Origin of the sequence: Filimonas lacunae (assembly GCF_002355595.1) — a bacterium.
GTDB lineage: Bacteria > Bacteroidota > Bacteroidia > Chitinophagales > Chitinophagaceae > Filimonas > Filimonas lacunae.
Genome location: NZ_AP017422.1, coordinates 7,600,055 through 7,626,161 on the forward strand (window position 1 = coordinate 7,600,055; position 26,107 = coordinate 7,626,161).

Annotated in this window: 24 protein-coding genes and 1 tRNA gene; 21 read left to right on the plus strand and 4 right to left on the minus strand. The window is 38.5% G+C overall.

What is annotated here, in order from left to right; genetic code table 11:
• Nucleotides 1-15 precede the first annotated feature (15 nt).
• The 15 genes from FLA_RS30140 (at nt 16) to rfbC (ending at nt 14,477) form a co-directional block, all read left to right on the plus strand.
• Nucleotides 16-1,065, plus strand: a complete 1,050-nt coding sequence (locus tag FLA_RS30140) for a GumC domain-containing protein (protein ID WP_076379743.1) — start codon at nt 16-18, stop codon at nt 1,063-1,065.
• A gap of 18 nt (nt 1,066-1,083) precedes the next feature.
• Entirely contained in the window at nt 1,084-2,547 is a 1,464-nt protein-coding gene (locus tag FLA_RS30145; RefSeq protein WP_076379742.1) for a flippase, read from the plus strand.
• A gap of 3 nt (nt 2,548-2,550) precedes the next feature.
• Nucleotides 2,551-3,360 carry a glycosyltransferase gene (locus tag FLA_RS30150; RefSeq protein WP_076379741.1) on the plus strand — a complete coding sequence of 270 codons (810 nt, stop codon included), beginning with the start codon at nt 2,551-2,553 and terminating at the stop codon, nt 3,358-3,360.
• Nucleotides 3,347-4,318, plus strand: coding sequence for a hypothetical protein (locus FLA_RS30155; RefSeq protein ID WP_076379740.1), 972 nt, complete (start codon nt 3,347-3,349; stop codon nt 4,316-4,318). Before FLA_RS30150 ends, FLA_RS30155 begins: the two co-directional genes overlap by 14 nt.
• Nucleotides 4,312-5,040 carry a glycosyltransferase family 2 protein gene (locus FLA_RS30160; RefSeq protein ID WP_076379739.1) on the plus strand — a complete coding sequence of 243 codons (729 nt, stop codon included), beginning with the start codon at nt 4,312-4,314 and terminating at the stop codon, nt 5,038-5,040. The genes FLA_RS30155 and FLA_RS30160 overlap by 7 nt, the downstream gene beginning before the upstream one ends.
• 11 nt (nt 5,041-5,051) lie before the next feature.
• Nucleotides 5,052-5,861 carry a glycosyltransferase family 2 protein gene (locus FLA_RS30165; RefSeq protein WP_076379738.1) on the plus strand — a complete coding sequence of 270 codons (810 nt, stop codon included), beginning with the start codon at nt 5,052-5,054 and terminating at the stop codon, nt 5,859-5,861.
• 5 nt (nt 5,862-5,866) lie between these two features.
• Nucleotides 5,867-6,712: a glycosyltransferase gene (locus FLA_RS30170; RefSeq protein ID WP_076379737.1), complete on the plus strand. Its 846-nt coding sequence runs from the start codon at nt 5,867-5,869 to the stop codon at nt 6,710-6,712.
• Nucleotides 6,702-8,015: an O-antigen polymerase gene (locus FLA_RS30175; RefSeq protein WP_076379736.1), complete on the plus strand. Its 1,314-nt coding sequence runs from the start codon at nt 6,702-6,704 to the stop codon at nt 8,013-8,015. Before FLA_RS30170 ends, FLA_RS30175 begins: the two co-directional genes overlap by 11 nt.
• Before the next feature lie 7 nt (nt 8,016-8,022).
• A complete protein-coding gene (locus FLA_RS30180) occupies nt 8,023-8,778 on the plus strand; it encodes a glycosyltransferase (RefSeq protein ID WP_076379735.1) in 756 nt (251 codons plus the stop codon).
• On the plus strand, nt 8,775-9,902 hold the full coding sequence (locus tag FLA_RS30185) for a glycosyltransferase (protein ID WP_076379734.1): 1,128 nt from the start codon (nt 8,775-8,777) through the stop codon (nt 9,900-9,902). The genes FLA_RS30180 and FLA_RS30185 overlap by 4 nt, the downstream gene beginning before the upstream one ends.
• 5 nt (nt 9,903-9,907) lie before the next feature.
• Nucleotides 9,908-10,813 (plus strand): NAD-dependent epimerase/dehydratase family protein, encoded by a 906-nt coding sequence (locus FLA_RS30190; RefSeq protein ID WP_076379733.1) that lies wholly within the window; start codon nt 9,908-9,910, stop codon nt 10,811-10,813.
• Nucleotides 10,814-12,025 (plus strand): polysaccharide biosynthesis protein, encoded by a 1,212-nt coding sequence (locus FLA_RS30195; RefSeq protein WP_076379732.1) that lies wholly within the window; start codon nt 10,814-10,816, stop codon nt 12,023-12,025.
• 9 nt (nt 12,026-12,034) lie between these two features.
• A complete protein-coding gene (locus FLA_RS30200) occupies nt 12,035-12,697 on the plus strand; it encodes a sugar transferase (protein ID WP_197705841.1) in 663 nt (220 codons plus the stop codon).
• A gap of 164 nt (nt 12,698-12,861) precedes the next feature.
• Entirely contained in the window at nt 12,862-13,917 is a 1,056-nt protein-coding gene (rfbB, locus tag FLA_RS30205; RefSeq protein ID WP_076379731.1) for a dTDP-glucose 4,6-dehydratase, read from the plus strand.
• Nucleotides 13,918-13,934: 17 nt separating this feature from the next.
• Nucleotides 13,935-14,477 carry a dTDP-4-dehydrorhamnose 3,5-epimerase gene (gene rfbC / locus FLA_RS30210; RefSeq protein WP_076379730.1) on the plus strand — a complete coding sequence of 181 codons (543 nt, stop codon included), beginning with the start codon at nt 13,935-13,937 and terminating at the stop codon, nt 14,475-14,477.
• Between the two features lie 8 nt (nt 14,478-14,485).
• Here rfbC and FLA_RS30215 read toward each other — a convergent pair whose 3' ends face one another.
• The gene (locus tag FLA_RS30215) at nt 14,486-16,258 is read right to left on the minus strand and encodes a metallophosphoesterase (protein ID WP_076379729.1); all 1,773 of its coding nucleotides are present in this window, start codon (nt 16,256-16,258) and stop codon (nt 14,486-14,488) included.
• A complete protein-coding gene (locus FLA_RS30220) occupies nt 16,255-18,099 on the minus strand; it encodes a cytochrome-c peroxidase (RefSeq protein ID WP_084206272.1) in 1,845 nt (614 codons plus the stop codon). The genes FLA_RS30215 and FLA_RS30220 overlap by 4 nt, the downstream gene beginning before the upstream one ends.
• 159 nt (nt 18,100-18,258) lie before the next feature.
• On the opposite strand from FLA_RS30220, the gene FLA_RS30225 reads away from it, so the two are divergent.
• From FLA_RS30225 to FLA_RS30250, 6 genes are all read left to right on the plus strand, one after another.
• Nucleotides 18,259-19,830, plus strand: a complete 1,572-nt coding sequence (locus tag FLA_RS30225; RefSeq protein WP_076379728.1) for a CotH kinase family protein — start codon at nt 18,259-18,261, stop codon at nt 19,828-19,830.
• Between the two features lie 70 nt (nt 19,831-19,900).
• A complete protein-coding gene (gene rfbA / locus FLA_RS30230) occupies nt 19,901-20,761 on the plus strand; it encodes a glucose-1-phosphate thymidylyltransferase RfbA (RefSeq protein ID WP_076379727.1) in 861 nt (286 codons plus the stop codon).
• Between the two features lies 1 nt (nt 20,762).
• On the plus strand, nt 20,763-21,791 hold the full coding sequence (locus tag FLA_RS30235) for a GHMP family kinase ATP-binding protein (protein WP_076379726.1): 1,029 nt from the start codon (nt 20,763-20,765) through the stop codon (nt 21,789-21,791).
• A gap of 124 nt (nt 21,792-21,915) precedes the next feature.
• On the plus strand, nt 21,916-22,416 hold the full coding sequence (locus FLA_RS30240) for an RNA polymerase sigma factor (RefSeq protein WP_076379725.1): 501 nt from the start codon (nt 21,916-21,918) through the stop codon (nt 22,414-22,416).
• 162 nt (nt 22,417-22,578) lie between these two features.
• On the plus strand, nt 22,579-23,112 hold the full coding sequence (gene idi / locus FLA_RS30245) for an isopentenyl-diphosphate Delta-isomerase (protein ID WP_231940364.1): 534 nt from the start codon (nt 22,579-22,581) through the stop codon (nt 23,110-23,112).
• Nucleotides 23,113-23,266: 154 nt separating this feature from the next.
• A tRNA-Arg gene (locus tag FLA_RS30250) sits at nt 23,267-23,338 on the plus strand.
• Nucleotide 23,339: 1 nt separating this feature from the next.
• On the opposite strand, the gene FLA_RS30255 is transcribed toward FLA_RS30250, so the two are convergent.
• On the minus strand, nt 23,340-24,299 hold the full coding sequence (locus FLA_RS30255; RefSeq protein ID WP_076379723.1) for a GDP-mannose 4,6-dehydratase: 960 nt from the start codon (nt 24,297-24,299) through the stop codon (nt 23,340-23,342).
• A gap of 135 nt (nt 24,300-24,434) precedes the next feature.
• Nucleotides 24,435-25,724: a hemolysin family protein gene (locus tag FLA_RS30260; RefSeq protein ID WP_076379722.1), complete on the minus strand. Its 1,290-nt coding sequence runs from the start codon at nt 25,722-25,724 to the stop codon at nt 24,435-24,437.
• Between the last annotated feature and the right edge of the window lie 383 nt (nt 25,725-26,107).

The window sequence follows — 26,107 nt, forward strand, 5'->3', positions numbered from 1 at the left end:
TTTAATACAATAGGTATGTCTGAGAAGCCCGGCGAGATGTCTTTAAAAGAATTGTTTGGGAAAATAAATAGTATAAGAAAGTATTTGTTTTCCAAATGGCTGATAATTGGTGTTATTGGTTTTATGGGGGCGGTAATAGGATTTGTATATGCACTCAATAAAAAACCTTCCTATAAGGGAACTCTTACTTTTGTATTATCCGGAGGCTCAAAACAGTCAGGAGGTCTAGCTAGTCTTGCAGGCCAGTTTGGATTTGATGTAGGGGGAGGGGGAAGCAACGGGGCATTTGAAGGTGAAAATATACTTGAACTATTAAAATCAAAGCGAATCATTAAAGGTGCCTTGTTTTATACAGTGCCGGAACGAAAGAATGTGTTGCTGAATGTAATAGGAGAGGATGGTGGATTTTTTAATAGATGGAAGAATGTGCCGCGAATTAAAACGCTTGTGCCATTTTCACAAAAAGCAACTGACATTACGCCTATTCAGGATAGCCTTATTGGAGAGATGTGTGATTTCCTAAATAGAGATTTTCTTCTTATTTCCAAGGTAGATAAGAAACTAAGTTTTTATTCAGTTTCTACTACATCACCTTATGAAATAATATCTGTGTATCTGACAAAAAGTGTAGTGCAGGAAGCTGCAAAAATGTATATAGATACCAAAACAAAAACAGCAAAAGACAATCTGGAAATGCTACAGCATGAGGCCGACAGTCTTCGTGGCAGGTTGTCCGGGACTATTTATTCCACCGCATCCATAGCAGATCAGACTTTTAATTTAAATAGTGCATTACAGGTACAACGTGTTCCTATTCAACAAAACCAGATACAGGCTCAGGTGCTGAGTGCAGCTTATGTAGAAGTCGTTAAAAATCTTGAAGTGGCTAAAATTAGCTTGCAAAGAGAAATGCCGTTATATCAGATTATTGACGAACCTGGGCTACCCTTGACTAGAGTAAGAATGAGTAAAATGAAAATGGCATTGTCCCTGGGAATTGTATTTTCTATATTAGCTTCTGTTGTGCTGGTAGTGAGAAAAATATTGCAGTCTGTTATTGCTTAACCTGTTGAATGTTATAATATGTCTGCAATTAAAAAAAATATTGTTTACAATACTCTTTTATCCTTATCTCAGGTTTTATTCCCTTTAATTACCTTTCCGTACGCTTCCAGAATTTTAGGTCCTGGTGGAATTGGCCAGGTTAGCTTTATTGATAGCCTTACCCAATATTTTATATTGTTTGCTTCTGTAGGTATTCCTTTGTATGGTGTCAGGGAGATTGCAAAAGTGAAGTCTGATGTTGTTAAAATGAGCAAGCTTTTCTCTGAGCTTATCTTTCTCCATTTGATTACCACTGCAGTATTTGTAGTTGCTTATATTATTTTATTCTTCGTACTTAAAGACAAAGAAGTCAATGTAAAACTGTTTTATATTGGCATACTTACTTTACTGGGAAACGTTTTTATTATTGAGTGGTTTTATCAGGCCCAGGAAAAATTTGATTTTATTACAAAGCGGACGCTATTACTGAGGCTGGTTTTTGTTTGTCTCTTGTTTGCACTGGTGAAATCCAGCAATGATGTTGTAATTTATTACTCGCTTTTCTTTGGCTTGCAGTTATTAAATGCGATTGTCAACTTTACTTTGTCTTTCAAGTTTCATGTCAGGTTAATGGTTTCGGGACTTAACCTGAAACAACATATTCGTCCTTTATTATTTCTGACGGCGTGTTCTGTTATAGGGAGTGTATATGTGTTACTGGATAATGTTATTTTAGGAATGATCAGCAATAAAGAGTCGGTAGGTTTTTATTCCTCTGCAATAAAAATCACCAAAGTGCCTATATCTATGATTAATGCATTAGGCTTAGTACTGGTGCCACAGATGTCAGAAGCATTTCATCAGAAAGATTATGAGAAGGTAAAGTATTTCGTTGCTAATTCCTTTCATTACGTGCTTGCATTAGGTGTGCCTTTATGTATGGGGATTGCCTTAACTGCACCATGGACAGTAAGGCTTATATCCGGAAATTCTTTCCTGCCGTCAATAGCCCTTGTGTATACCATGGCTCCTATTGTTATTTTTATAGCACTCAATTGTGTCTTCTTCTTCCAGATTTTCACTCCCGACAATAAGGAGAAAAGCATGTTGGTTATTTTGGTGATAAGTGCTTTTATTAGCATTACCATGAACTTGCTTTTAATTCCGCCTTTCCATCACCTGGGTGCAGCTATTACAACTACTGCAACAGAGTTTTCCGTTCTTTTAATGAGTATGTTTTTTGCGCATAAGTTTTACGGTATTACTATTCAAATGAGTAATTTTTTCAAGCCATTACTGGCGTCGCTGTTGTTTATACCTATAGTATATACTGTTGGGCATCTTCACATTGCTTACGGTTTACAATTTATAATAGCTGCTGCGGCTTGTGGAATTGCTTACTATGTAATTCAACGTTTTGTTTTTAAAGATGTTATCATTATAAAAATGGAGCATTTTGCGCTCAACCCGTTTATTAAGAAATTTAAAAGGTCCGTTCAGTAGCTTATGTCAGAGATTAAGATTTCGGCGATGGTTGTAGGTAGAAATGAAAGCAAAAAACTTGACAAGTGCTTTCTGTCGTTGGTTTTTTGTGATGAGATATTATATGCTGATCTTGATTCTACCGACAACTCAATAGCTATTGCCAGGTCTTATAATTGTCGGATTTTTGAGTATAAAACATTTGGCCCTTCCTGTGAGTACACTCAAACAGACCTGATAAAGCAGGTTAAGAATGATTGGGTGATTATGCTGGATCCGGATGAGGAATTGAGCCATGAACTGATACAGCAATTAACACAATGTTTGCCGGAAATAAATAATCACGATACTATCGGAGATGTATATGTCCCCTGGCAATTTTATTTTAGCAATAAAAAGCTGAAGGGTACTGTTTGGGGGCATAACAAAGAAAAAGGGATACTGATAAATCGTAACAGATACGAAATATTACCCATTACCCATCTGGGACGTAGATTGTTGCCAGGATATACCTCACTCCATCTAAATGCTACAGGAAAGAATGTATTGCATCACTATTGGATGGATGACATTCCATCATTTTTGAAAAAGCATGCTAAATATCTGAAGGATGATGGGCGGGACAGATATACAATGGGCCAGCGTATATCAATGGCAGGTGTATTATATAATGTCTTTTATCAGTTTGTATTATGTTATTTTATTCAGAAAGGATACAAAGATGGCTGGAGAGGTGTTTTTTTGTCTTTTTTCTGGACCTACTACAGCACGCGTTCCAATATTTCTTTGTACAGGATTGCGAGAGCCAAAACCACATCAGATGCAAAGAATTAATATCATTAAGTCAGATGCTACGGAGAGCTACTATGACTGTTTTGATGAGTTTGAAAAAACGATTGTAGCAGATCAACGATTTCATGTGAATTTTCGAACCACTAAAGCTACCGGGATAAAGCTGTATTTACTGAAAATTGCGGTGAAGTTGGGAGTCTCTTTCAGATGGCGATCTGGTGGTAAGCGCATTCGTTTTGCTATGTTGATGGGTGCTTCTTTTGATAAGTTATTTCCTGCTTATTGGTGGAAAGGAGACAATTATGTTTATATGTATGATGCCTGGCCCCGCTTTCTTCCATACATTATAAAATCGTGTAAGGCGCTCAATATTAAAACCATCTTTTTTTCATCTCATAAAAGCGCAGAGTATTTTAATAAGCAGGCAAGTGGTATAAACGCTTACTGGATTCCGGAAGGGATTCATGTACAGGAATACAAGTGGCGTAATTACAACGATAAAAATATTGATGTACTGGAGTTTGGTAGAAAATATGATATGTATCATAATGCAATAGCTCCGGCACTGGAACTGGAAAGCAGGGTACACCTTTATGAGAAAGTGAAAGGGCAGGTAGTATTTCAAACAAGAGCAGATTTTATTGATGCACTAAGCAGGGCAAAAATTTCCGTTTGTGTACCTTCTAATATTACTAATCCGGAAAGGGCGGAAGATATTTCTTCTATGACATTGCGTTATTTGCAGTCTATGGTTTCCAAATGTCTGATTGTGGGAGTGTTGCCGGAAGAAATGAAAGAGTTGTTTAATTATTGCCCGATAATAGAAATAGAAGAGGGAAGATATGCTGAGCAGATTGTGGAGGTGTTAAACAATTATGACCAATATATTCCTTTGATTGAAAAAAACTACCAGGCTGTAACTGAGTCGCATACATGGGATTGCAGACTAACAGATATATATAAGATTATTACTACAGAAAACAGAAACGTTGTATGTTAACAGAACCATTAGTTTCTATTATTACTGTTGTTTATAATAGTGAAAAAACCTTAGAACAAACTTTGCAGTCGGTTTGTGAACAAACTTATAAGAACATTGAATATATAGTTATTGACGGGGGGTCTAGTGATGGTACTGTAGATATTATAAAAAAGTATTCTTCTGACATTGCTTACTGGATAAGTGAGAAAGATGGCGGTATATATTATGCCTTTAATAAGGCGCTGGCAATGGCTAAAGGCGAACTGATTGGCATTATTAATAGTGATGACTGGTACGAGAAAAATGCGGTTGAATGTGTTGTAAAGGAATATCTGCTTTGTAAGGGAGGAGATGTTTTTCATGGCTTATTACGGTTTATAGGTGAAGGAGATAAGCCTGACTCTGTGGTGGGACATTATCATACTTTTTTGTCTAATGGAATGATTGAACATCCCACCTGTTTTGTAAAAAAAAGTTTATACGATTCAATAGGCCACTTCGACACGATGTACCGTTCGGCTGCTGATTATGAATTTATGCAAAGAGCGAGAAAAGCAGGCGCCCGGTTTGTTTTTGTTACGCAATTGTTAGCCAATTTTCGGCGCGGAGGAATTTCTGATTCTGAAGTTGGGTTCCTGGAAGAGTTAGCTATTAAACGGCGTTATGGTGTTATTTCAAAGCTGAAGTATATCAAGTGGAAGCTATTTGTGAAGGTGCGCAAATATTTACAATCAAACTAAACAGGTATTGAATGGGGGAGCCATTGGTTTCTGTTATAATTCCCTGCTATAATCAAGGGAGATATATTGATGAAACAGTTAAAAGTGTGTTAGAACAAACATTTACAAATTTCCAGATCATTGTGGTGGATGATGGATCTACAGATTTGTACACTCAACAGATATTAAAGGGGAAAAGCTGGCCTAAAACTACAATAGTACATATTCCTAACGGCGGTGTGGCAAATGCCAGAAACACTGCTATCAGAATGGCTACAGGTAAATATATTTTGCCTTTAGATGGTGATGATAAAATAGCCCCTTCGTATCTGGAAAAGGCTGTGAGGGTGTTAGAAGAAGATGATACGGTGATGGTAGTTACCACCCTTGTTCATTTTTTTGGAAGAAGGAATCGACCGTATCACTTGCCGGAATATTCGCTGGAACATTTGATGGGGCAGAACCTGCTTGTTTGTACTTCCATGTTTCGGAAACTCGATTTTGAGCGAACAGGCGGATTTGACAGCAATATGCGGGAAGGACTTGAAGACTGGGACTTCTGGCTTAAGATGCTAAAGGAGGGAGGGCGTGTACATCGGATAAATGAAGTGTTATTTTATTACAGGTTAAGAAGGCAGTCGAGAAACAATGCTATGTCAATAGACCAGCAACAGCGACTACGCTATCAAATTTATAATAACCATAGAGAACTGTTTGCGGAGCATTTTTTTAATCCTATGTATTCGTTTGAATATGTAAACCTCGCATATTCCAAGGAATATAGGCTAGGCAAATTATTATTAACACCCGTAAGGCGGCTTCTTGACTTGTTTAAACTTTAGGATTAGTGCAGGATATATTAATTATACTGGTATTATATAAAGTCCGGCTTAAAGAGTCGGCAACCTTTCAGGCGTTATTAAAATTTCAAACCGACAGCAATGTTGAGTTGGATGTATTTGTATATGATAATAGTCCTGAGACTGATGGAGCATTAGAGAGCATGAAAGGAATGAACTGTCATTATGTGTCAGATGTTTCTAATGTTGGAATTAGTAAAGCTTATAATGCAGGTGCCACATTAGCTGAAAAATTGAAAAAGAAGTGGGTGCTTTTGTTGGATCAGGATTCTGCACTTCCCGATTGTTTTTTTTCAAAATTAAGAGAAAGCATCCAGCAGTTTACCGGTCAGGTTCTTTTTGTACCGGTGTTAAAGCAAAATGGTAACATTATATCACCTTGCAGATATGTTTTAGAAAAAGGCTCTACTTTAAAAGAAATAACTCCTGGTGTTAACTCTTTTAAAAACATTTCCATATTCAATAGTGGGATGTGCGTTAGCCTGGAGGCATGGAAACGTGTAGGAGGATATAACGAAGCCATCAGACTTGATTTTTCGGATCATTATTTTATTTCCAGGTTAAAAGAGATCTATCAGTCATATGTATTGATAGATGCAGTAGTATCGCATACACTTTCCAGTCATACGGCTGACAAAGCCATCATTACCCGTCGCTTTGTGCAATACTGTGAAGGCGGCAGATGGTATGGCTATTATACAGGAAAAACAACATTGGTTGCTTTCTGGACAGCTTTAAGAGCGCTTAAGCTTACACTGCAGTTCCGGGAGATGTACTTTCTGAATTTATATTACACTCATTTTTTTAGATATCGAATTAAAAATGGTAAATGAGTTAATGGTCAGAAGCTTTAAAAGCTTTTTTATCATATTACTGGCAGGCGCCATCATTGCTGCAAGGTTAATTCAGTTAGAAGTGCCGGTAGACCAGATTTATTATTTTTCGGGCTACTATTGTTTTGCGGTAATGGTTTTTGCTATTTCTATTCTTCGGTTTGGCGACTTCATTAACCCACTATCTGTATACAGCATATTTATTTTTTTGCTATCCTACAGTTTTGTACGCTTTGCCAATACACAAAGTGAATATTATTTTAAAACCAGGCTTATCTTAAATCTATCCATTTTAACCTATGTATGTTTTGCATTAGTAGATTATAAAGTAGTGCCGGTGGCAGTTATGCGTTTTACTTCCAGAGTTCGCAGGAATATTTTAACAGGAGTTGTGGTGGCTGCCTTTTGTACCTTCCTAGCTGAATGTGCATTGTTTGGGTATATTCCTATATTAAATATCACTTCACAGGATGTATATATAGAAACGAATGCTAAACTGATCCCTTTTCTGCATTATTTTATTGTGTTATGTGCTTTTGTACCTACATGGGGATATTTGCTATATAAACAGGGCGATATGTCTAAGAAGCGAATGTATCTTTTAAATGCGGTAACCTTCTTTATTTTGTTGAATTATCTCAGCCGCCAGTTGTATCTGTTAGGAGGTATTTGTTTTTTGTTGGCCTATATGTTTTACAACAGAGTTAATTTCCGAAAGCTGCTCAGAACCGGAATTGCCATTGTTTTTATGTTTTTGTTTATGGGCTACCTCAAGTTTAATTCTGATACTACAGATTCGTTTTCCCATTTTATGAGGCTGGTGGCTGGTATAGACAATGAGAATGTATCATTGGTAGAATCTACATTTACAGAATATTCATCGAAGCGTTTTACTGCTCTGGATAATATGGTTATTTATAAAGACAACAACAACTATACAGGTTACGGTATTTATACGTTCAGACCGTTGCTTTCTCTTTTTCTATTAGAAAAAACCGGGGTTATTGAAAAGAAAGAGGAATTGGATTCTGAGAAGAACGTTGGAACGTATGTGATAGATCCCTATCTCGACTATGGATTGCTGGGAACTGTTATTTTAAATGCATTGTATGCTTTTTTGTCTGTCAGATATTACAAGCAGTATAAAGGCAAGTATAGCGAAGGGGTTGTTAAGTTTGGCATTATTATGTTTTGCTTAATAATGGGCATGTTTGTGAACTACTTTAATACAATGCTCATTTGGATGGGCTTTGTTTTTAACAAGTTTATCATTTACGGTAAAGTAGAAGCAGAACCTAATTAAAAGAGGAATGAAGATTTCAGTTTGCATAGCTACATACAATGGAGATAAATATATTGAAGAACAATTGCAATCTATTCTGCAACAATTGCGGGCAGAGGATGAAGTAATTATTTCTGATGATGGTTCTAGTGATAGGACAATTGAAATGGTAACAAAATTCAATGATGATCGTATAAGGGTTGTTCTACATAGGAAGGAGAAGACTGCAGATAAGAAATATCCTTTTCATAAAGTTTCTCTCAATTTTTACAATGCTATAAATGAATCAACCGGAGATGTCATTTACTTATCTGATCAGGATGATATTTGGGCGCCGGACAGAATAGAGAAAACATTGCCACATTTAAGTACACATGTCCTGGTGATCAATGATTGCAGCATTGTTAACGAGCAGGGTGAGGTTATACAGCATTCTTACTTTTCAATGAATCATTCCGGCCCGGGAATTATAAAAAACATGAAAAGGAATTCCTACCTGGGATGTTGTATGGCTTTTAGAAGTGAATTGCTGAAGCAGGCTTTCCCATTGCCGGCAAAGGCGGTACCACACGATATTTGGATAGGGATGCTGGCTGAATATTATTATTCTGTACTTTTTTTGAAGAAGCAGTTGGTGTTTTACAGAAGGCATAGTGATAATATTTCACCATCGGGTGGAGTCAGTTCTAACTCCATAGTCTATAGGTTGAAGTACCGTTTTATATTAGCTGCTGCCTTGATGAAAAGAATTTTGCATTATCGGTTTAATGGAAATAAGAGATGAAAATATTGCAGTTAGGTAAAGCTTATCCCCCTGCCAATTTAGGAGGTGTAGAAGTTGTTATTCAATTACTGTGTGAAGGATTGAATAAAAAGGGGGTTTATTGTGATGCATTGGGTGTTAATGACAAACGGGAGTTTAAAAAAGAAAATGGCGTTAATGGCGGGATCGTATACCGTGCAAAGCTGATTGTAAAAGCCTTTTCTACCTTACTTTCTCTTAACATCATTTATTTGCTTAAAAAAATCAGGAAGGAATATGACATTATTCATATTCATGCTCCTGATCCCATGTCTGCGCTTGCCTTGCTGCTGGTGAATCCGAAAGCACATATAGTGCTACATTGGCATAGCGATATTTTAAGGCAGAAGTTAATGTTGTTTTTTTTCAGTCCTATACAAAGATGGCTTTTGAATAGAGTTGATATAATCATTGTTACTTCTCCTAACTATGCAGCAGGTTCGGTGGCTCTTCAGCGACATGCGCATAAAATTAAAATACTACCTATTGGAATAGATGTAGATGATCATTTGCACGAAGAGGAAGGCTGCAATATCAGAGATAGATATACGGGAAAGAAAATTGTTTTTTCTTTAGGCAGGCTGGCTTATTATAAGGGATATGAGTATCTGGTGAAGGCGGCTAAGTATTTGCCGGACAATATTGTAATTATCATTGCGGGTGAAGGAAATGAAAGAAAAAAAATAGAACTACTAATTGCGGAAAACAAACTGGATGACAAAGTGCAGCTTTTGGGGAAAGTTTCCGATAAAGTAAAGACCAATCTATTCAGGCAATGTGATGTATTTGCTTTAAGTTCTATATTTAAAACAGAAGCCTATGCCATTGTTCAGGTAGAGGCAATGGCTTATGGTAAGCCTATTGTATCAACCAGGATACCTGGTTCAGGTGTGGATTGGGTAAATCAGAATGGAGAAACGGGTATTACTGTGTCTATCAGGGATGAGCGGGCACTTGCAGAAGCCGTGATACAAATTCTGGCAAATGATGATCATTACAAGGTGTTGAGTGCTCAGGCAAGAAAACGCTATGAAGCGTATTTTACGCTATCTAAAATGATAGATGACGTAGTATTTTTATATAATCAGCTTTTAAAAAAGGAGTAGTGTATATGAATAACATACTTCTTACAGGCGCTTCAGGCTTTTTAGGGAAGCACATGCTGAACAGATGGTGTGGGGAGGGAATGCATGTTGATTCTTTAGGAAGAGCTGATAGCAACAGTATCAGATTAGATATTGTAAACGAATTTACCGGGCTGCAAGGAGATAGCTTTGATGTAGTTGTGCATGCAGCAGGCAAAGCGCATTCGATTCCGAAAGAACAGTGGGAAGAAGAACAGTTTTTTGATGTTAATTTACAGGGCACTATTCATCTTTGTAGAGCATTGGAAAAAGGTGGAAAATTGCCCTATGCTTTTGTTTTTATAAGTACTGTAGCTGTTTATGGTATTTCAGAAGGAAATTTTATTTCGGAAGATGTAGCCCTGAATGGGAGCACACCCTATGCCTTAAGTAAAATCGCTGCAGAGGAATACTTAATTTCCTGGTGCAAGGATAACGATATTACACTGGTTATTTTACGTCCTCCGTTGATTGCGGGTGCAAATGCGCCTGGCAATCTGGGTGCAATGGTACAAGCTATAGATGGTAACCGATATTTCCGTATCGGGAAAGGCGAAGCCCGTAAAAGCATTGTTATGGCAGAGGATATAGCAGCTGTAATTCCGGATTTAGTAAAAGTCGGTGGCATTTACAATATTACAGATGATGATCATCCTTCCTTTAAAGAACTGGAAGAGGTGATTGCCCGACAATTGAACAAGCGTATTAGAACAATGCCCTTATTGCCCATTCGGATAGCTTCCATGGTTGGTGATTTACTGGGGCCGGTTGCTCCCATCAATTCTGAAAAGCTGAATAAAATCATTAAAACGCTTACCTTTTCTAACCAGAAAATAAAGCAGGCTATCAACTGGAAGCCAACAAGTGTGTTGAATAATTATAAAATTATATAGATGTTTAATAATTTTCATTTAGATGAATTTGTCGCAAAGTTTGTAATAAAAAGACCGGTTAGTCTATTTGCAAATGATATGCAGGCAAACAGAGAGGCTCTTCAGGCAGCTATTGAAGGAGCATCCATGTTGGTAATTGGCGCTGCTGGCACTATCGGTTCTAACTTTGTAAAAGCAGCTTTACCTTTTAAGCCCGCCAAGCTGGTGGTTGTGGACATCAATGAAAATGGACTAACTGAATTTGTAAGAGATTGTCGTAGCGAGTCCGGCTTTCTGCTACCTTCTGATTTCAAATCCTATCCTATCAATTTCTCCGACAAAGTTTTTAATAAAATATTTGCTAATGAAGGACCCTTTGACATCGTTGCTAACTTTGCTGCACATAAGCATGTAAGAAGTGAAAAAGATATTTTTTCTATTGAAGCAATGATTGAAAATAATGTCATCAATGCCAAAAGCCTTCTTGATCTGTTGGTTCAACATCCGCCCAGGCATTTCTTCTGTGTATCAACGGATAAGGCTGCCAACCCTGTAAATATAATGGGGGCTAGTAAGAAGTTGATGGAGGAGATGATTATGGCCTATTCAAGAGATTTGAAAATCACTACCGCCCGATTTGCCAATGTCGCATTTTCTAATGGCAGTTTATTGGCTGGTTTTATTGAGCGGGTTGCTAAACGGCAGCCTTTATCATGTCCGGCAGATGTAAAGCGTTTCTTTGTGTCTCCTAAAGAATCTGGCGAAATATGTCTGTTGTCATGTATACTGGGAGAAACAGGCGATATTTTCTTTCCCAGATTATCGCCTGAAGAGGACTTGACCAGCTTTGCTTCTATCATTGACCCTTTTTTACAACAGTTTGGGTGTCAGATAATCTTATGCAAAACCGAAGAAGAGGCCCGGCTGGCAACGCCGCTTATTGCGGAGAATAAATATCCCGTGTATCTTTTTAATAGCGAAACCTCCGGCGAAAAATTATTCGAAGAGTTTTATACAGAAAAAGAAAAGCCATTATGGGATAAGTATGCTTCTCTGGGTGTAATTAAAAACAGGGAAAGACAAAGCAGGGCAGAAATTGATGCAGTGGTTTCAGAAATAGAGCAATTGTTTGCGAGGGATGCTAATAAACAAAATGTTGTGACATTACTGACAAGTTTATTGCCGGGGTTTAAACATATTGAAACTGGTTTGAATTTAGACCAAAAAATGTAAAGGAAAAGTATGTATCTTTTTATTAAAAGGGTTATTGATTTGTTTGTGGCAATCCTGCTGATTATTATTCTATCTCCTTTGTTAATACCCATTATCATTTTGTTACGGTGTACAGGGGAGGGCTATATCTTTTACAGGCAAAGGAGGATTGGGTTCAGGAATGAGAATTTCGATATTTTGAAATTTGCAACAATGCTCAAAAATAGTCCTAACATAGGAACGGGAAGCATCACTTTGCGTAACGATCCCCGTTTGTTGCCTATGGGAAAGTTTTTGAGGATGACAAAAATTAATGAGCTGCCTCAAATCATCAATGTAATTAAGGGAGATATGAGTTTGGTAGGGCCTCGCCCGCTGGTTACCCGAACTTTTGATGCTTATCCGGAGAATATCAGATACCAGGTTTACAATTCCAGACCTGGTATTACAGGAATAGGATCTGTAGTTTTCAGAGATGAGGAAGCCCTCATTTCAGCTTCCTCATTGCCGCCCCATGAGTTTTATGAAAAAGTAATTGCTCCTTATAAGGGTGCTTTGGAAATGTGGTATAATAGCCATAAAAGTCTTGCAGTAGATTTCAAAATTATGTTCCTGACCGTGTGGGTAGTAGTTTTCCCCCAAAGTTCACTTACATATAAAATGTTTAGGGATTTGCCACAAAAGGTATTTTAAGTCAGTTTTTTATAAATTGCAAAATTATTGTATTTGTTCATGAATTTCCTTACCCTATCTTCGTCAACTAGTACTATTAAAAATGAAGGTGTGTGGTGGATGTGTACTTTACTAGTAAGTTTATTCTTTAGTTTCCCGTAGCTGTTTATTTTAAATAACGTTTAATGTCAAAGAAAATATTGATTACCGGAGGAGCTGGTTTTATAGGCTCACATGTGGTTCGTTTGTTTGTAAATCGTTATCCTGATTACGCAATAGTGAACCTGGATGCTTTAACCTATGCGGGGAATCTGGAAAATTTGAGTGATATAGAAAATGCTACAAATTACAAATTTGAAAAGGCTGATATTCTGGATGCAGCTGCTTTGGCTGATATTTTCAAAAAACATGAAATTACTGATATTATTCACTTGGCAGCAGAGTCACATGTAGACAGGTCTATTCTTTCTCCTCTTGATTTCGTGTATACTAACATCATTGGAACTGTTAACTTACTAAATGTAGCGAAGGAAGCCTGGAAAGGCGATTATCAAAATCATAGATTTCATCATGTTTCTACAGATGAAGTTTTCGGCACATTGGGTGACTCCGGCTTTTTTACAGAAACGACTCCTTATTCTCCCAATTCTCCCTATTCTGCAAGCAAAGCAGGCTCGGATCATTTTGTGAGAGCATATGGTGAAACATATGGATTAGGTTATGTAATAACTAACTGTTCCAATAACTATGGCCCCAATCACTTTCCAGAGAAGCTGATTCCCCTGTTTATTAATAACATCATCAACAATAAGCCTTTACCGGTATACGGAAAAGGAGATAATACGCGGGACTGGTTATACGTAATAGACCATGCCAGAGCTATTGATGTAGTATTTCATCAGGGAAAAAACCATGACAGTTACAATGTGGGTGGTTTTAATGAATGGAAGAATATTGATCTGGTGAAACTATTGTGTAAACAAATGGATGTAAAGCTGGGCCGAGAGGCTGGAAATAGTGAGCAGCTGATTTCTTATGTGAAAGACAGGCCAGGGCATGACCTCAGATATGCTATTGATGCCTCAAAAATCAATAAGGAGTTGGGGTGGAAGCCATCTGTTACTTTTGAAGAAGGCCTGAGTGCTACCATTGACTGGTACCTAGAAAATGAGGCATGGCTGAAAAATGTAACATCAGGTGCTTATCAGCAATATTATGAAAAACAATATCTGGACAGATAGTATATTTTAAAAAGATTATGAAGGCGGAAAAAACAAAACTGGATGGTTGTTTTATTATTCATGATACTGTATTTCATGATAGCAGGGGATATTTTTTTGAGAGCTTCAACAGACAAAAATTTGCTGACCAAACAGGTTGGGATGTTTCTTTTGTACAGGATAATCAATCTTTTTCATCGAAAGGAGTTTTACGTGGACTCCACTTTCAAAAAGGAGATGCTGCACAGGCTAAACTTGTTCGCGCATTAACCGGGAAGGTGCTGGATGTTGCGGTAGATATACGTAAAGACTCTCCTACTTATGGCGAGCATGTGGCTGTTGAATTAACGGCTGAAAATGGCAAGCAGTTGTTTATTCCACGGGGCTTTGCCCATGGTTTTGTGGTGTTAAGTGAAACCGCTACCTTTTTTTACAAATGTGATAACTATTACAATAAGGCAGCTGAGGGCGGTCTCATTTATAATGATGCAGATATTAATATAGATTGGCAGTTGTCTTCCGATTTGTTTGAATTATCTGAGAAAGATCTGCTTTTACCAACATTGAAATCGCTGGAATAGCTAAATGGTTATTCCAGTATTAGCATTTTTTGCGTACTTATTTTACTGTTAATAATTACAGTTAAGTTATATATTCCTTTTGGTAAGCCTCCAGGTAAAAATGCCTGGGGGCTTTTTGTTAGGGATAAATGGGTTTGATAAATGATTCTGCCTGACATATCGGTGAGTATCAATGAGGCGGCTATTGGGTAGTCATTTTGAATTTTTATTTTTACCGTGCCACTTGGAGAAGGGTTAGGTACTATAGTAACTTCTTTCTTCCAGTCAGCGGCAATGACTTGTACTGAAAAGGTATCTGCCAGGCAATTGTAATTGTCGCGAACAGTATAGTTATGTAAGCCTATGGATGGGGTTATTGATAAGGCTGATTTGTTTGTATTGCCTGTACTCCAGTTGTAGCTGCCTAAATAAGAAGCTTGTAGCATAAGATTACTTCCCTCAGCAACGGTATATTGATGAAACTGATTTACACTTTTCATCATTACAAACTGGTCACGGATTGTTCCATCAGCACAAATCCACTTTGCATTCAATCTGTTCTGCTGCACTTCTAATAGCATACTGCCGCCATTTTGTGAGTTAGAATATTGCATCATTTTCATTGGAAATCCCGGGGCTTGACCACCCAGCTGTCCTGAAGAACCTGTTACTACATACACAGTGCCATCATAATCTTTAATATAAGGACAAGAGTTATCACTTCCATCATAAAGGCCCGACGAACTACTCAGTGTATGCTTGTCCTGATTAAACAAGGCTGCATTATCGTAAAATCCCTTCATAAGCGAAGATCTTTCATAAACATGGCTGTGCCCGCATAAAATAAGATCTACCCCATATCTTTCTAATATACGGATGAAGTTTTGTCTTATTCTTACCAGGTCAGTTTCTACATCTGAGTTGTGTGAGCCCATAGTATAAGGTGGGTGATGCCAGTAGGCTATAATCCAATCTTTGTTTTTATTGGAATCCAGGTCTTTTTTTATCCATTGAACCTGCGGGCTTAATGTATCATAAAGTTTATATCTCTTTTCTGTTTCCATTCCATACGAGTCTAAGGATAGGAAGTGAATATTCCCCAAGTCAAAAGAGTAATAAGAAGCATTATGTGAGGCTATTCCACCAGCTTCGCCATTGACCGGAAAACTGAAAATGTTGTAATAGGGCATTGCATGGCTGATTTGCAAACTGGTACTATTGGCATAATCATGGTTGCCAGGGCTGGGCCATAAGGGAGCGTTTTTTAGCAGGTTGTTTTTATAAAGATTAAAAAAACCAGATTGGTACTGGTCTTCAGTCCCACTCCAATAAGCGTTATCTCCCAAAAGAATCCAGGAATCAAGATGATTGGTATCAAGATATTTTTCCAGTTGGTCTCTTACATTTCGTTGGTTGGTTGAGTTATTGCCACAATCTCCAAATACGCCAATGCGGTATAGTTCTGAAGTGCCTGGTACAGGCATGGTATAAAAAAAGTTGTAGGTGTCTGAGAGCAGGTGGCTTTTACTGATGCCTATTTTATAATAGTATTTTGTATGAGGTAGCAGATTGATTAATTGAACTACATGTTCATTAGTTGGGAATGAGTCTTCTATGATGGTATTGCTTTGTAAGCTATCTGTTCCAAACGTAACCAGGCCGGTCGCTGGAAGGTCTGTTCGCCATCTGATAACAATGCTGCTGGAAGTAGCTATTTGCAAATAAGGACCTCTTATTAATTCCTGTGCATAGGGATAGGACAATTGTGTACATAAAACGAGCAATACAAAAATTATTCTCATGGTTGTAAGGTATTATTTTGCGTGTCGGATAGTTGGTCGGTGAGTGTATGTAAAAAGCTTTTAATGGCTTTCAATTCTCTGCCTGTTAGTTGAAGCGGTTGTTCAGAAAGGGTTTGATGTGGAACTGCTATGCCAATGCCTACTCCACCTCCTTTGTTATAAAAATCCAGTATCTGCTGTAGATTAGAAAAGGCACCGTTGTGCATGTAAGGGGCAGTGCGCGCGATATTCCTTACTGTAGGTACTTTAAAAGATTGTATTGTAAAGGATAATGGTACCGTATGATAGTAGCCGCTATCTGTATCCGTAATAGCTTTTGTTAAATGCTTATTCAGAGGAGTGCCAATCACTTCAAATTCTGAAATGTCAAATGCAGGTGGTAACAAGCTGTTAAACAAGGGGGGGAAATGACAGGTAGCGCATTGGGCTTTGCCCATGAATAAATTAAAGCCTTCTTTTTGTAGTGGTGTAAGTTTAGAGATTTGTCCATTCATATACTTATCAAACAGCGAATTCATAGGAGCCAGGCTGCGTTCATAAGCAGCTATTGCCTTAGTAACAATCGCCATATTGATAGTGTTATCTGATGTAGCCTGAACATATGGCTGGAGAAGTTTGCTGTATTCCGGATGCTGGTTGAGCTGCTGCAGGATCACAGTTGTATCTCCGTTCATTTCTTTTGAATTGGTTATTACATCTGTTACCTGATCTTCAAGACTGCTAACTCTGCCATCCCAGAACTGTTTCCGTTGAAATGCAGCGTATAGCAATCCGGGAGTATTCCGTTTCAGGAAGGTATGGTTATCAATAGAAAGCCCTTTGGCAAGCTTGTCTGTAAAGAATTTGCCAGGTTGATGACATGACGCACAGCTTTTTTGATGGTTGGCGGATAGAATGGGGTCAAAAAAAAGCTTTTTGCCAATGGCTATTAGCTTTCTATCTGTTAATGCATTTTCATTAGGTGCATCTACTGTAAGAAAGTCCCGACTAAAAATATGCGGAGCGTTATAATTGATATAAGGCTGAGAACAGATTTCAAGTTTTAAATCTTTAATCAGTTGCCCCAGGCTGTTTTGAAGAGGGAGCATGGCATCATGTAGAAATGCTAGCCTGTCGAAAGAATTAAAATCAGTCTGCATAGTGGCATGCAGGCATTGGTTCAGGTATTTATCCACCGTATCAGCAACAGGTACATTTTTTATTTGCAGATAAGGTTGTAATACTGTTTGCACAGCCCCCAGAGCTGCATTTGTTTCTGTGATACAATTTCCGGAAGCAGGTGTGTCGTAACCTGTAATTCCTAGTGTGGCAATTCTGATCATTTCCAGGCGAATGCTTTCCAGAATCCTGGAGTCTGATATAGATAAGCCATAAAGTGATTTGCGAAGATCCTGGGCAGCATCAGCAACTGCAGCTGCTTGTTCCTTTAAGCTTTTCAGGTCTATCTCCTCTTGGTTGCCATAGAGTAGCTGCTCTATCACTTGTAAGCCTATAGGGCTTTGATATTCTGGTAATGGATCCTCTATTTCAAATGTTACCGGTCGGTTATAAATATTGGTTGGATATGGCAGGAAGTATTCTAAAAAAAATTCCAGTTTTTTGTAGTTAGCCCTGCAGGTAAACAGTTTTTCTTTCGCTTTTGCCAGGGAAGCTGAATTGCCTGAAGCCAACTTTTCAATTTCACTATTTAGCTGACTGGTGGCCGAGGCAAAACCTACGCAATTATTGCGAATATAAGCCAGAGTATAGTCTACGCCAATCTCATTTGTATCCCATTTGGTGAGACTAAGCGTCATCACCAGAATGGCAAGCAGTAGAGATATTGCAAATATGCGTGTCATGTTTCTAAATTAACAAAATGATAATGTCTAAAGTGTTATAACACTGAGTTTAATAAATTGTTAAGTTTTTGCTATTTCACAGGACATAAATTCTCTTTTAATCAGGCTTTATTAAGTTTTTTTTAATTTCGCGCCCCAAACCCAAACCACTTAAATCCTATGTTCTCCCGTTTAAAAAAGCTTGCAGTCTTTGCTTTAGCTGTAGTATTATTGAATACAGCCTGTAAAAAAGACCATGTAGAAGCCGTTGTTGTGCCGGAATCTTCAGACAAAGCACTCGTTTCTCTAAAATTTAAGGCAGTAAATAACCCCGGCCGTTTAACAGAAGATATAATATGTATTGTGGGCGATAGTACAGTTACAGGTGTGTTTCCTGCATTAAACGGTAAGATGGATTCTTTAATAGCCACTTTTGAAATCAATGGAAAGGAAGTACTTGCCGGTAGTGTTGTTCAACACTCAGATACCACATTGAATGATTTTACTGCGCCGGTTACATACACTGTAAAGGCAGACAATGGCGACGAAAAAAAGTATACAGTTTCTCTCTCTCAATTTACGGGTTTACCTATAGTTTATCTTACCACGGTTGACGCTGCGGCCATCACCTCAAAAGAAGATTATGTAAACGGGCACATTTCTATTAATGGTAACGGACTGCTATTTAATAGCTATGAGGGGGATATGCAAATCAGGGGCAGGGGCAACACTACCTGGGATATGCCTAAGAAGCCATATAAAATAAAATTGAACAGTAAAGCGGAAATATTAGGGATGCCTGCTGATAAAGAATGGGCATTGCTGGCTAATTATTCTGATAAATCATTGATGCGTAACTATCTGGCATTTGAAACGAGCAAAATTCTGGAATTAGAATATACTCCTCGTTATCAATTTGTAGAAGTATTTCTGAATGGAACCTATGTAGGAAATTATCAGTTAGGGGAACATATTAAAGTTGCCACGAACAGGGTAAATATTAAAGAGCTGGATGAAGATGATATAAGTGCGTCTAAAATATCGGGGGGATACAGGTTGGAAGTAGATGCTCGCCTGGATGAGCCTAATTGGTTCTATAGTGCGCAAGGTGTTCCCTTTACTATTAAAGATCCTGATGAGGGAGTAATTGCTCAGAACACTTATATCCAAAACTATATACAGGCTACCGAAGATGCTATTTATGGAAGCAGCTTTACCGATCCCACTAAAGGATATGCTGCTTATATCAATCCCACCACCTTTATTAACTGGTTTTGGGTGAATGAATTATTTAAGAATAATGATGCGTTGTTTCATCAAAGTGTTTTAATGTATAAAGATCGGGATAGTTTATTGAAAATGGGCCCGGTATGGGACTTTGATATTGCAGCTGGAAACATCGACTATAACGGAAATGATAACCCTGAGGGCTGGTGGGTGAAGAATGCCAAATGGATGTCACGTTTGTTTGAAGATAAGGTATTTGCTCAGCAGGCAATTACACGTTGGCAAAGTGTGCGCACCAGGCTTAATAAGTTGCAGGACAAAATTGACGCAACAGCTGCTTACCTGAAGTATTCGCAGGGTGCTAATTTTAAAACCTGGGATATCTTAAACATATATGTAATGCCCAATGCAGTAGTAACGGGGTCGTATGATGGTGAAGTCGCCTATTTGAAAAGCTGGTTAACCAGCAGAATAAACTGGATTGATGCTCATTTGCAGGAATTAGCTTCTTCAGGAACCAATTAGATAACAATTGACAAAACCAGTAAGAAGTAATTCCCGTTCAATCCCTATCTTAGCATACTAACAACCTTGTATGAAAGGAATTATTCTTGCTGGTGGGTCTGGCACCCGTTTATATCCTATTACAAAAGGCATTAGCAAACAGTTAATGCCTATTTATGATAAACCAATGATTTACTACCCGTTGTCAGTTCTGATGCTGGCGGGTATTAAGGATATTCTGGTAATTACTACTCCTGAAGATAGTACTCAGTTTAAGCGTCTTTTGGGAGATGGCAAAAAGCTGGGATGTTCTTTCTCTTATGCAGTGCAGGCAACTCCTAATGGATTGGCTCAGGCATTTGTTATAGGAGAAAAGTTTGTGGGGGATGATAAAGTTGCCCTTATATTGGGAGATAATATTTTCTGGGGTGCTGGTTTTAGTCAGTTAGTTCAGTCATTCAACAATGTGGATGGTGCTGCTATTTTTGCCTACGAGGTGCATGATCCGGAGAGGTATGGAGTAGTAGAATTTGATGAAGATTTCAAAGCGCTGTCTATAGAAGAAAAGCCAGCTGTTCCAAAATCCAGCTACGCTGTGCCCGGGTTATATTTTTATGATAACCAGGTGATTGAAATAGCTAAAAACATAGCACCTTCTCCGCGTGGAGAATATGAAATCACGGACGTGAATAGAGTTTACCTGGAAAAAGGCGACCTGCATGTGGGCGTAATGAACAGGGGGGTTGCCTGGTTAGATACAGGTACCTTTGAATCGTTAAGTGATGCTTGTGAGTTTGTGCGCGTAATAGAAAAAAGGCAGGCCACCAAAGTAGGCTGTATTGAAGAAGTGGCTTATCGTATGGGCTTTATAGATGAAAATCAATTATTGGTGCTGGCTGAAGAATATGCCAAAAGCGGATATGGCAGGTATTTGAAAGGATTGGTAAAATAGTATGTTATATAGGAGTAAAGCCCCCCTTAGGTTAGGACTGGCAGGCGGTGGAACAGATGTAAGTCCCTACAGCGATTTATATGGTGGTGCTATCTTAAATGCCACCATTTCTTTACATGCCCATTCCTCTATCGAACTATTGGATGAACCCAAAATAGTACTGGAAGCATTGGATAGAGGGGAGATGGAAGTGTTTGATGCAACATTGCCTTTGCCTATCGAAGGCAAATTACAGTTGGCTAAAGGAATTATTAATCGTATAGCCAAAGACTATGGTATGCCCAAAGCTCCTGGTTTTAAATTATCTACCTATGTGGATGCGCCAGCAGGTTCAGGGCTGGGCACATCATCTACATTGGTCGTTTCTATCATAGGGGCATTTGCCGAGGCTTTAAAACTGCCACTGGGTGAATATGATATTGCGCATTACGCATTTGAAATAGAAAGAAAGGATCTGCAACTGGCAGGAGGGAAACAGGATCAATATGCTGCTACTTTTGGCGGGTTTAACTTTATGGAGTTTTACGCAGATGATAAAGTAATTGTAAACCCATTGCGCATCCGACAGGAATATCTGCACGAGCTGGAGAATAATCTGGTTTTATATTTTACTGCTACCAGCAGAGAATCTGCCAATATCATTAAAGAACAACAAGCGAATGTGAATAATAACAGGCAGGATTCGCTGGTTGCTATGCATAACCTGAAGGAACAGGCTCGCCTCATGAAAGAAGCGTTGTTGCGGGGCCAGTTGCACGAAATTGGTGCAATTTTGGACTATGGTTTCCAGGAAAAAACAAAAATGGCCCATAATATCTCCAATTCTCTTATTGAAGAGGTATACAATAAAGCCAAGAATGCAGGTGCTACCGGAGGAAAAATATCAGGGGCAGGCGGTGGCGGATTTATGTTTTTTTATTGTCCGGGTAATACTAGATACGCAGTCACAGAAGTGTTAAAAGCAATGGGGGGTGAGGTTAAGAAGTTTTCCTTTACCCAGCATGGGCAAACCAGTTGGACTGCAAGGTAATACCCCCTGATTTATGGTGATACACATGTCAGGATAATTTGTTAAAGAATTTAACGGTAAAATTTGTATTTGGCCGTCTTTTTGAGTAGATTTAGGTATAATACCTTACAAGCACCATTGCCTTATGTCTACTTTAGAATTCAACCAAATGCTAATGAGCAATGTGGATTTTTTAAAGCCATTTGCCGTTACGCTTACTCGTGATACAGAATCCGCTAAAGATTTGTATCAGGAAACTCTGTTCCGTGCCCTTGCCAACAAGGAAAAATACAATGTGGGAACTAACATTAAAGCGTGGTTGTATACTATCATGCGTAATGTTTTTATCAACAATTACAGACGCAGAAGTAAACAGAATGTACTGTTTGATAGTACTCCCAACGATTTTCTGTTAAATACCAATCAATGTGTCACCACCAATGGAGCCATCGGCGCGATTAATATGCGCGAAATTCATAAAGCGTTAAGAGATTTACCAGAGATATTCCGGAATCCATTCCTGCTTTATTATGATGGGTTTAAATACTTTGAAATTTCTGAAATTTTAGGGGAGCCATTAGGTACTATTAAAAGCAGAATTCACTTTGCACGAAAAATGCTTAAAACTCACTTGCAACGTTATTGATTCGAATAAAAAGGAAATTGTCCGTTTTTTTCTACAAATTCATTGATCTCTTACACAAACTGGTAAGATTTTACGTAGTACAATAATATAAACCTTTATCTTTTCCTATCATCAATAGGTTATGATTACTCATGGGGTTTCCTGAAATAAATTATGCAATACATGGAAGAGGTTACTTTAGTAGATGAATTTGACCGTGAGGTTGGTACAATGGAGAAAATGACAGCTCATAGAGAAGCTGCTTTACACAGGGCATTTAGCGTATTTATTTTTAATAGTAAGGGTGATATGCTTTTGCAGCAACGTGCTGTTCAAAAATATCATAGCGGAGGATTGTGGACCAATGCATGTTGTAGTCATCCCAAGCCTGGCGAGAATATTATGCAGGCTGCGCAAAAGCGCTTACAGGAAGAAATGGGCTTTACTACTGAATTAGAAAAAGCTTTCGATTTTATTTATAGGGCAGAGTTAGATAATAATCTTATTGAACATGAATTAGACCATGTGTTTATTGGGGAGTATAATGGCTTGATTCTGCCTGATGCTGCTGAAGTAAAAGATTATTGTTTTAAAAGCATAGAAAGCATTCTGGAGTCTTTACAATTACAGCCACACAAGTATACAGCCTGGTTTCATATAGCATTGCCTCGTGTGATAGAATGGGTTGATATTCGTAAAGGGATTATCGTGGAATAATCTTCCTGTTATGCTGATTCTCTGGTTATATCATTGTAGCTAAATGATAAAAATATAAAGGTGGGTAATTACCCACCTTTATATTTTTATCATCTTTAATGAAAGAAACCCTACTTTTGTGCCCGCTATCACAAAATCTGTGGTAATTACTTTTGGCCTTGTAGTACAATGGATAGTATAAGAGTTTCCGAAGCTCCAGATCCAGGTTCGATTCCTGGCGAGGCCACTTACAAACGCTCCAGTTCAAAGGCGATCATATTTTCTATAACATTTTCCATAGAAAATGCTGCTTTCCAACCTAACTTATCATAAGCTTTTTGCGGGTTAGCCCTTCCTGTTTTCAAGTCTGCTGGTCGCAACAGCGAGTTGTCTACTGTCACATGCTCGGCCCAGTTCATTCCCAGGTATTTGAAAGTGTAATCTATAAAATCAACCAGCTTGTGTGTTTTGCCTGTTGCGATAATATAGTCATCGGGCTGTGGTTGTTGTAACATCAGTGACATCGCTTCTACGTATTCAGGCGCCCAGCCCCAATCACGGGCTATTTCCACATTACCCAGTTGTAGCTTCTCTGTTGAGCCTTTATATATACGACAGGCAGCGGCAATAATTTTCTTCGTAACAAACCGTTCAGGCCGTAAAGGGGAGTCGTGGTTAAACAAAATGCCCGTACAGGCAAAGAGCTGATAAGATTCCCGGTAGTTGTTCACCAGCCAGAAAGCTGTAGATTTAGCTACTGCATAAGGGCTACGGGGCATAAACGGCGTTTTTTCAGTAGCCGCTTCTTCACCGGTATCTCCAAAGCATTCACTGGAGCCTGCGTTATAAAATTTGATGGGTAAATTAGAAAAGCGGATGGCTTCCAGGATATTTAAAGTACCTATGGTGATACTTTCCAGGGTTTCCACTGGTTGTTCAAAAGACAAGCCAACAGAGCTTTGACCTGCCAGATTGTATATTTCATCGGGTTTAACCTTTATAATAGTTTGTAGCGTGCTTCTGAAATCATTAATATTAATAGAGATGAGCTGAATCTGGTTTTTAATACCCAGAATATCAAGATTTTTAAAAGAAGCCATCTGGGCATCACGGGAGCCTCCGTACACTTCAAATCCTTTTTGCAGTAGAAATTTAGCTATGTATCCACCGTCCTGGCCAGAGATCCCACAAATTAGCGCCTTCTTCATACTGTATAGTTTTTAGAAATCGTTCATAAATAGCAGCAATGCCTATTTGCCGGCAATTTAAGGTGTTTTTACATACTCTAATTGCCGGTAGTTATTCGAACATAAAAAGTTAAGGAGTAAGAATAGAATGGAGCCTTAGTTCAGATCTTTCACCAACAGGCTTACAATGCTGTTCATTTTCATCTGCACCACTGTTACCTCATAATTGTCAATTACCACTGTATCATTTAAACGGGGAATTCTGCGCAAATGAAAAATAACAATTCCGCCCAGGGTTACTATCTGGCCTTCTTTTTCAATGGGGCGTGGTAATAATTCGTTGATATCGTCCAGAGAAGCGGATGCCAGTACTTTATATAATTTATCGCCTGTTTGTTGTACTACCGGTGTTTCGTTATCGTACTCATCCTGTATTTCGCCTACCAGCTCTTCCAGCAGATCTTCCATTGTTACAATACCGGTTACATCGCCATACTCATTTACTACAATAGCCATTTGGTGGTGTTTCACCTGAAATTCCTTTAGCAGCTTACCAATGTGCATGTTTTCAGGAATAAATAATGCCGGGCGGGTAATGGTTCTTAAATCCAAAGGTTCTTTCCTGCGCAGTTTCAGCAGAATGTCCTTCATATAAATAATACCCTTTACGTCATTGAACGATTTGTCGTACACAGGCATCCGGGAATAACCATCTTCAATCAGTTTTTCCAGTACTTCTTCATTAAAGGTATTCAGGTCTACAGCGGTAACTTGTATGCGTGGTATCTGCACCTGCTTTACCATGCGGCCTGAAAAATCAAAGGCATTGATAATGATATCAAAATCGGCTTCCTCAATAGTACCGCTTTCACGTCCTTGTTCCACAATATAGCGCAGCTCTTCACTGCTGTGTATTTCCGATCCGTGAGTATTGGTAATGCCTATGGCTTTTAAAATAACAGTGGCAATACTGTTTAATAACCAGATGAACGGACGGAAAATAGTATAGAAAAACTGTAACGGGTAGGCTATCAGTAAAGTTGTTTTTTCTGAACGTTGTATAGCCAGTGACTTAGGTGCCAGTTCTCCAAACACGATATGCAAAACGGTGATGATTGCAAAAGCTACCGGAAGGGAAATGTGATGAATCAGTTCCAGATTAGGTGTTTTGTTGAAAATAGACACCAGGCTGATGATCATTTCAGATACCACGGGTTCGCCTATCCAGCCAAGCCCCAGACTTGCCAGGGTAATTCCTAATTGGGTGGCTGCCAGGTAGCCATCTAAATGTAAAACAATGTGTTTGGCGAGGGCTGCGGTTTTATTGCCGGTTTTAACTCTTATTTCCAGCTGTGAAGCTCTTACTTTAACAATAGCAAATTCTGCGGCCACAAAAAAGCCGTTTAAGGCAACTAATAATAAGGTAACAACCAGGTTAAAAAACATAGTAGATTTTGATTGATATGCAAAAAAAGGCTTTTATAATCAATTGCATATCGTTTTTAGGGGAGAAACTTGTGCCAGGCGGAAAACAGGCAGTACACATTGGGCCTGTTGTCCGCTGGTCTTCATAAATAAGCAGTGCAAACATACTAAGCTCTTTAAAAAGGATGCTTACGCGATCAGTAAATAAATTATTAAATCGGGAAAAATAAAACCCCGCCTGGTTGGGCGGGGCTGCTTATTAATGAAGCCAGTGAGTTTTGGCCGAAAAAACGGTAATTAAAAAGTAGACAACAGTCCTTTCGTAAATGCTGCATCAAATGAATGTATTTATTCCCTTTTTTTTCCGCATAAAACTATATTTTCATGCGAATAATTTAAAACCC

Excerpts from the sequence above, each read along its gene's own strand:
- FLA_RS30175 (WP_076379736.1), top strand. The coding sequence starts at position 6,702 with ATGGTAAATGAGTTAATGGTCAGAAGCTTTAAAAGCTTTTTTATCATA.
- FLA_RS30155 (WP_076379740.1), top strand. The coding sequence starts at position 3,347 with ATGCAAAGAATTAATATCATTAAGTCAGATGCTACGGAGAGCTACTAT.
- FLA_RS30140 (WP_076379743.1), top strand. The coding sequence starts at position 16 with ATGTCTGAGAAGCCCGGCGAGATGTCTTTAAAAGAATTGTTTGGGAAA.
- FLA_RS30190 (WP_076379733.1), top strand. The coding sequence starts at position 9,908 with ATGAATAACATACTTCTTACAGGCGCTTCAGGCTTTTTAGGGAAGCAC.
- idi (WP_231940364.1), top strand. The coding sequence starts at position 22,579 with ATGGAAGAGGTTACTTTAGTAGATGAATTTGACCGTGAGGTTGGTACA.
- rfbA (WP_076379727.1), top strand. The coding sequence starts at position 19,901 with ATGAAAGGAATTATTCTTGCTGGTGGGTCTGGCACCCGTTTATATCCT.
- rfbC (WP_076379730.1), top strand. The coding sequence starts at position 13,935 with ATGAAGGCGGAAAAAACAAAACTGGATGGTTGTTTTATTATTCATGAT.
- FLA_RS30200 (WP_197705841.1), top strand. The coding sequence starts at position 12,035 with ATGTATCTTTTTATTAAAAGGGTTATTGATTTGTTTGTGGCAATCCTG.
- FLA_RS30255 (WP_076379723.1), bottom strand. The coding sequence starts at position 24,299 with ATGAAGAAGGCGCTAATTTGTGGGATCTCTGGCCAGGACGGTGGATAC.
- rfbB (WP_076379731.1), top strand. The coding sequence starts at position 12,862 with ATGTCAAAGAAAATATTGATTACCGGAGGAGCTGGTTTTATAGGCTCA.
- FLA_RS30160 (WP_076379739.1), top strand. The coding sequence starts at position 4,312 with ATGTTAACAGAACCATTAGTTTCTATTATTACTGTTGTTTATAATAGT.
- FLA_RS30145 (WP_076379742.1), top strand. The coding sequence starts at position 1,084 with ATGTCTGCAATTAAAAAAAATATTGTTTACAATACTCTTTTATCCTTA.
- FLA_RS30180 (WP_076379735.1), top strand. The coding sequence starts at position 8,023 with ATGAAGATTTCAGTTTGCATAGCTACATACAATGGAGATAAATATATT.
- FLA_RS30195 (WP_076379732.1), top strand. The coding sequence starts at position 10,814 with ATGTTTAATAATTTTCATTTAGATGAATTTGTCGCAAAGTTTGTAATA.
- FLA_RS30150 (WP_076379741.1), top strand. The coding sequence starts at position 2,551 with ATGTCAGAGATTAAGATTTCGGCGATGGTTGTAGGTAGAAATGAAAGC.
- FLA_RS30165 (WP_076379738.1), top strand. The coding sequence starts at position 5,052 with ATGGGGGAGCCATTGGTTTCTGTTATAATTCCCTGCTATAATCAAGGG.
- FLA_RS30225 (WP_076379728.1), top strand. The coding sequence starts at position 18,259 with ATGTTCTCCCGTTTAAAAAAGCTTGCAGTCTTTGCTTTAGCTGTAGTA.
- FLA_RS30215 (WP_076379729.1), bottom strand. The coding sequence starts at position 16,258 with ATGAGAATAATTTTTGTATTGCTCGTTTTATGTACACAATTGTCCTAT.
- FLA_RS30235 (WP_076379726.1), top strand. The coding sequence starts at position 20,763 with ATGTTATATAGGAGTAAAGCCCCCCTTAGGTTAGGACTGGCAGGCGGT.
- FLA_RS30240 (WP_076379725.1), top strand. The coding sequence starts at position 21,916 with ATGTCTACTTTAGAATTCAACCAAATGCTAATGAGCAATGTGGATTTT.
- FLA_RS30185 (WP_076379734.1), top strand. The coding sequence starts at position 8,775 with ATGAAAATATTGCAGTTAGGTAAAGCTTATCCCCCTGCCAATTTAGGA.
- FLA_RS30220 (WP_084206272.1), bottom strand. The coding sequence starts at position 18,099 with ATGACACGCATATTTGCAATATCTCTACTGCTTGCCATTCTGGTGATG.
- FLA_RS30260 (WP_076379722.1), bottom strand. The coding sequence starts at position 25,724 with ATGTTTTTTAACCTGGTTGTTACCTTATTATTAGTTGCCTTAAACGGC.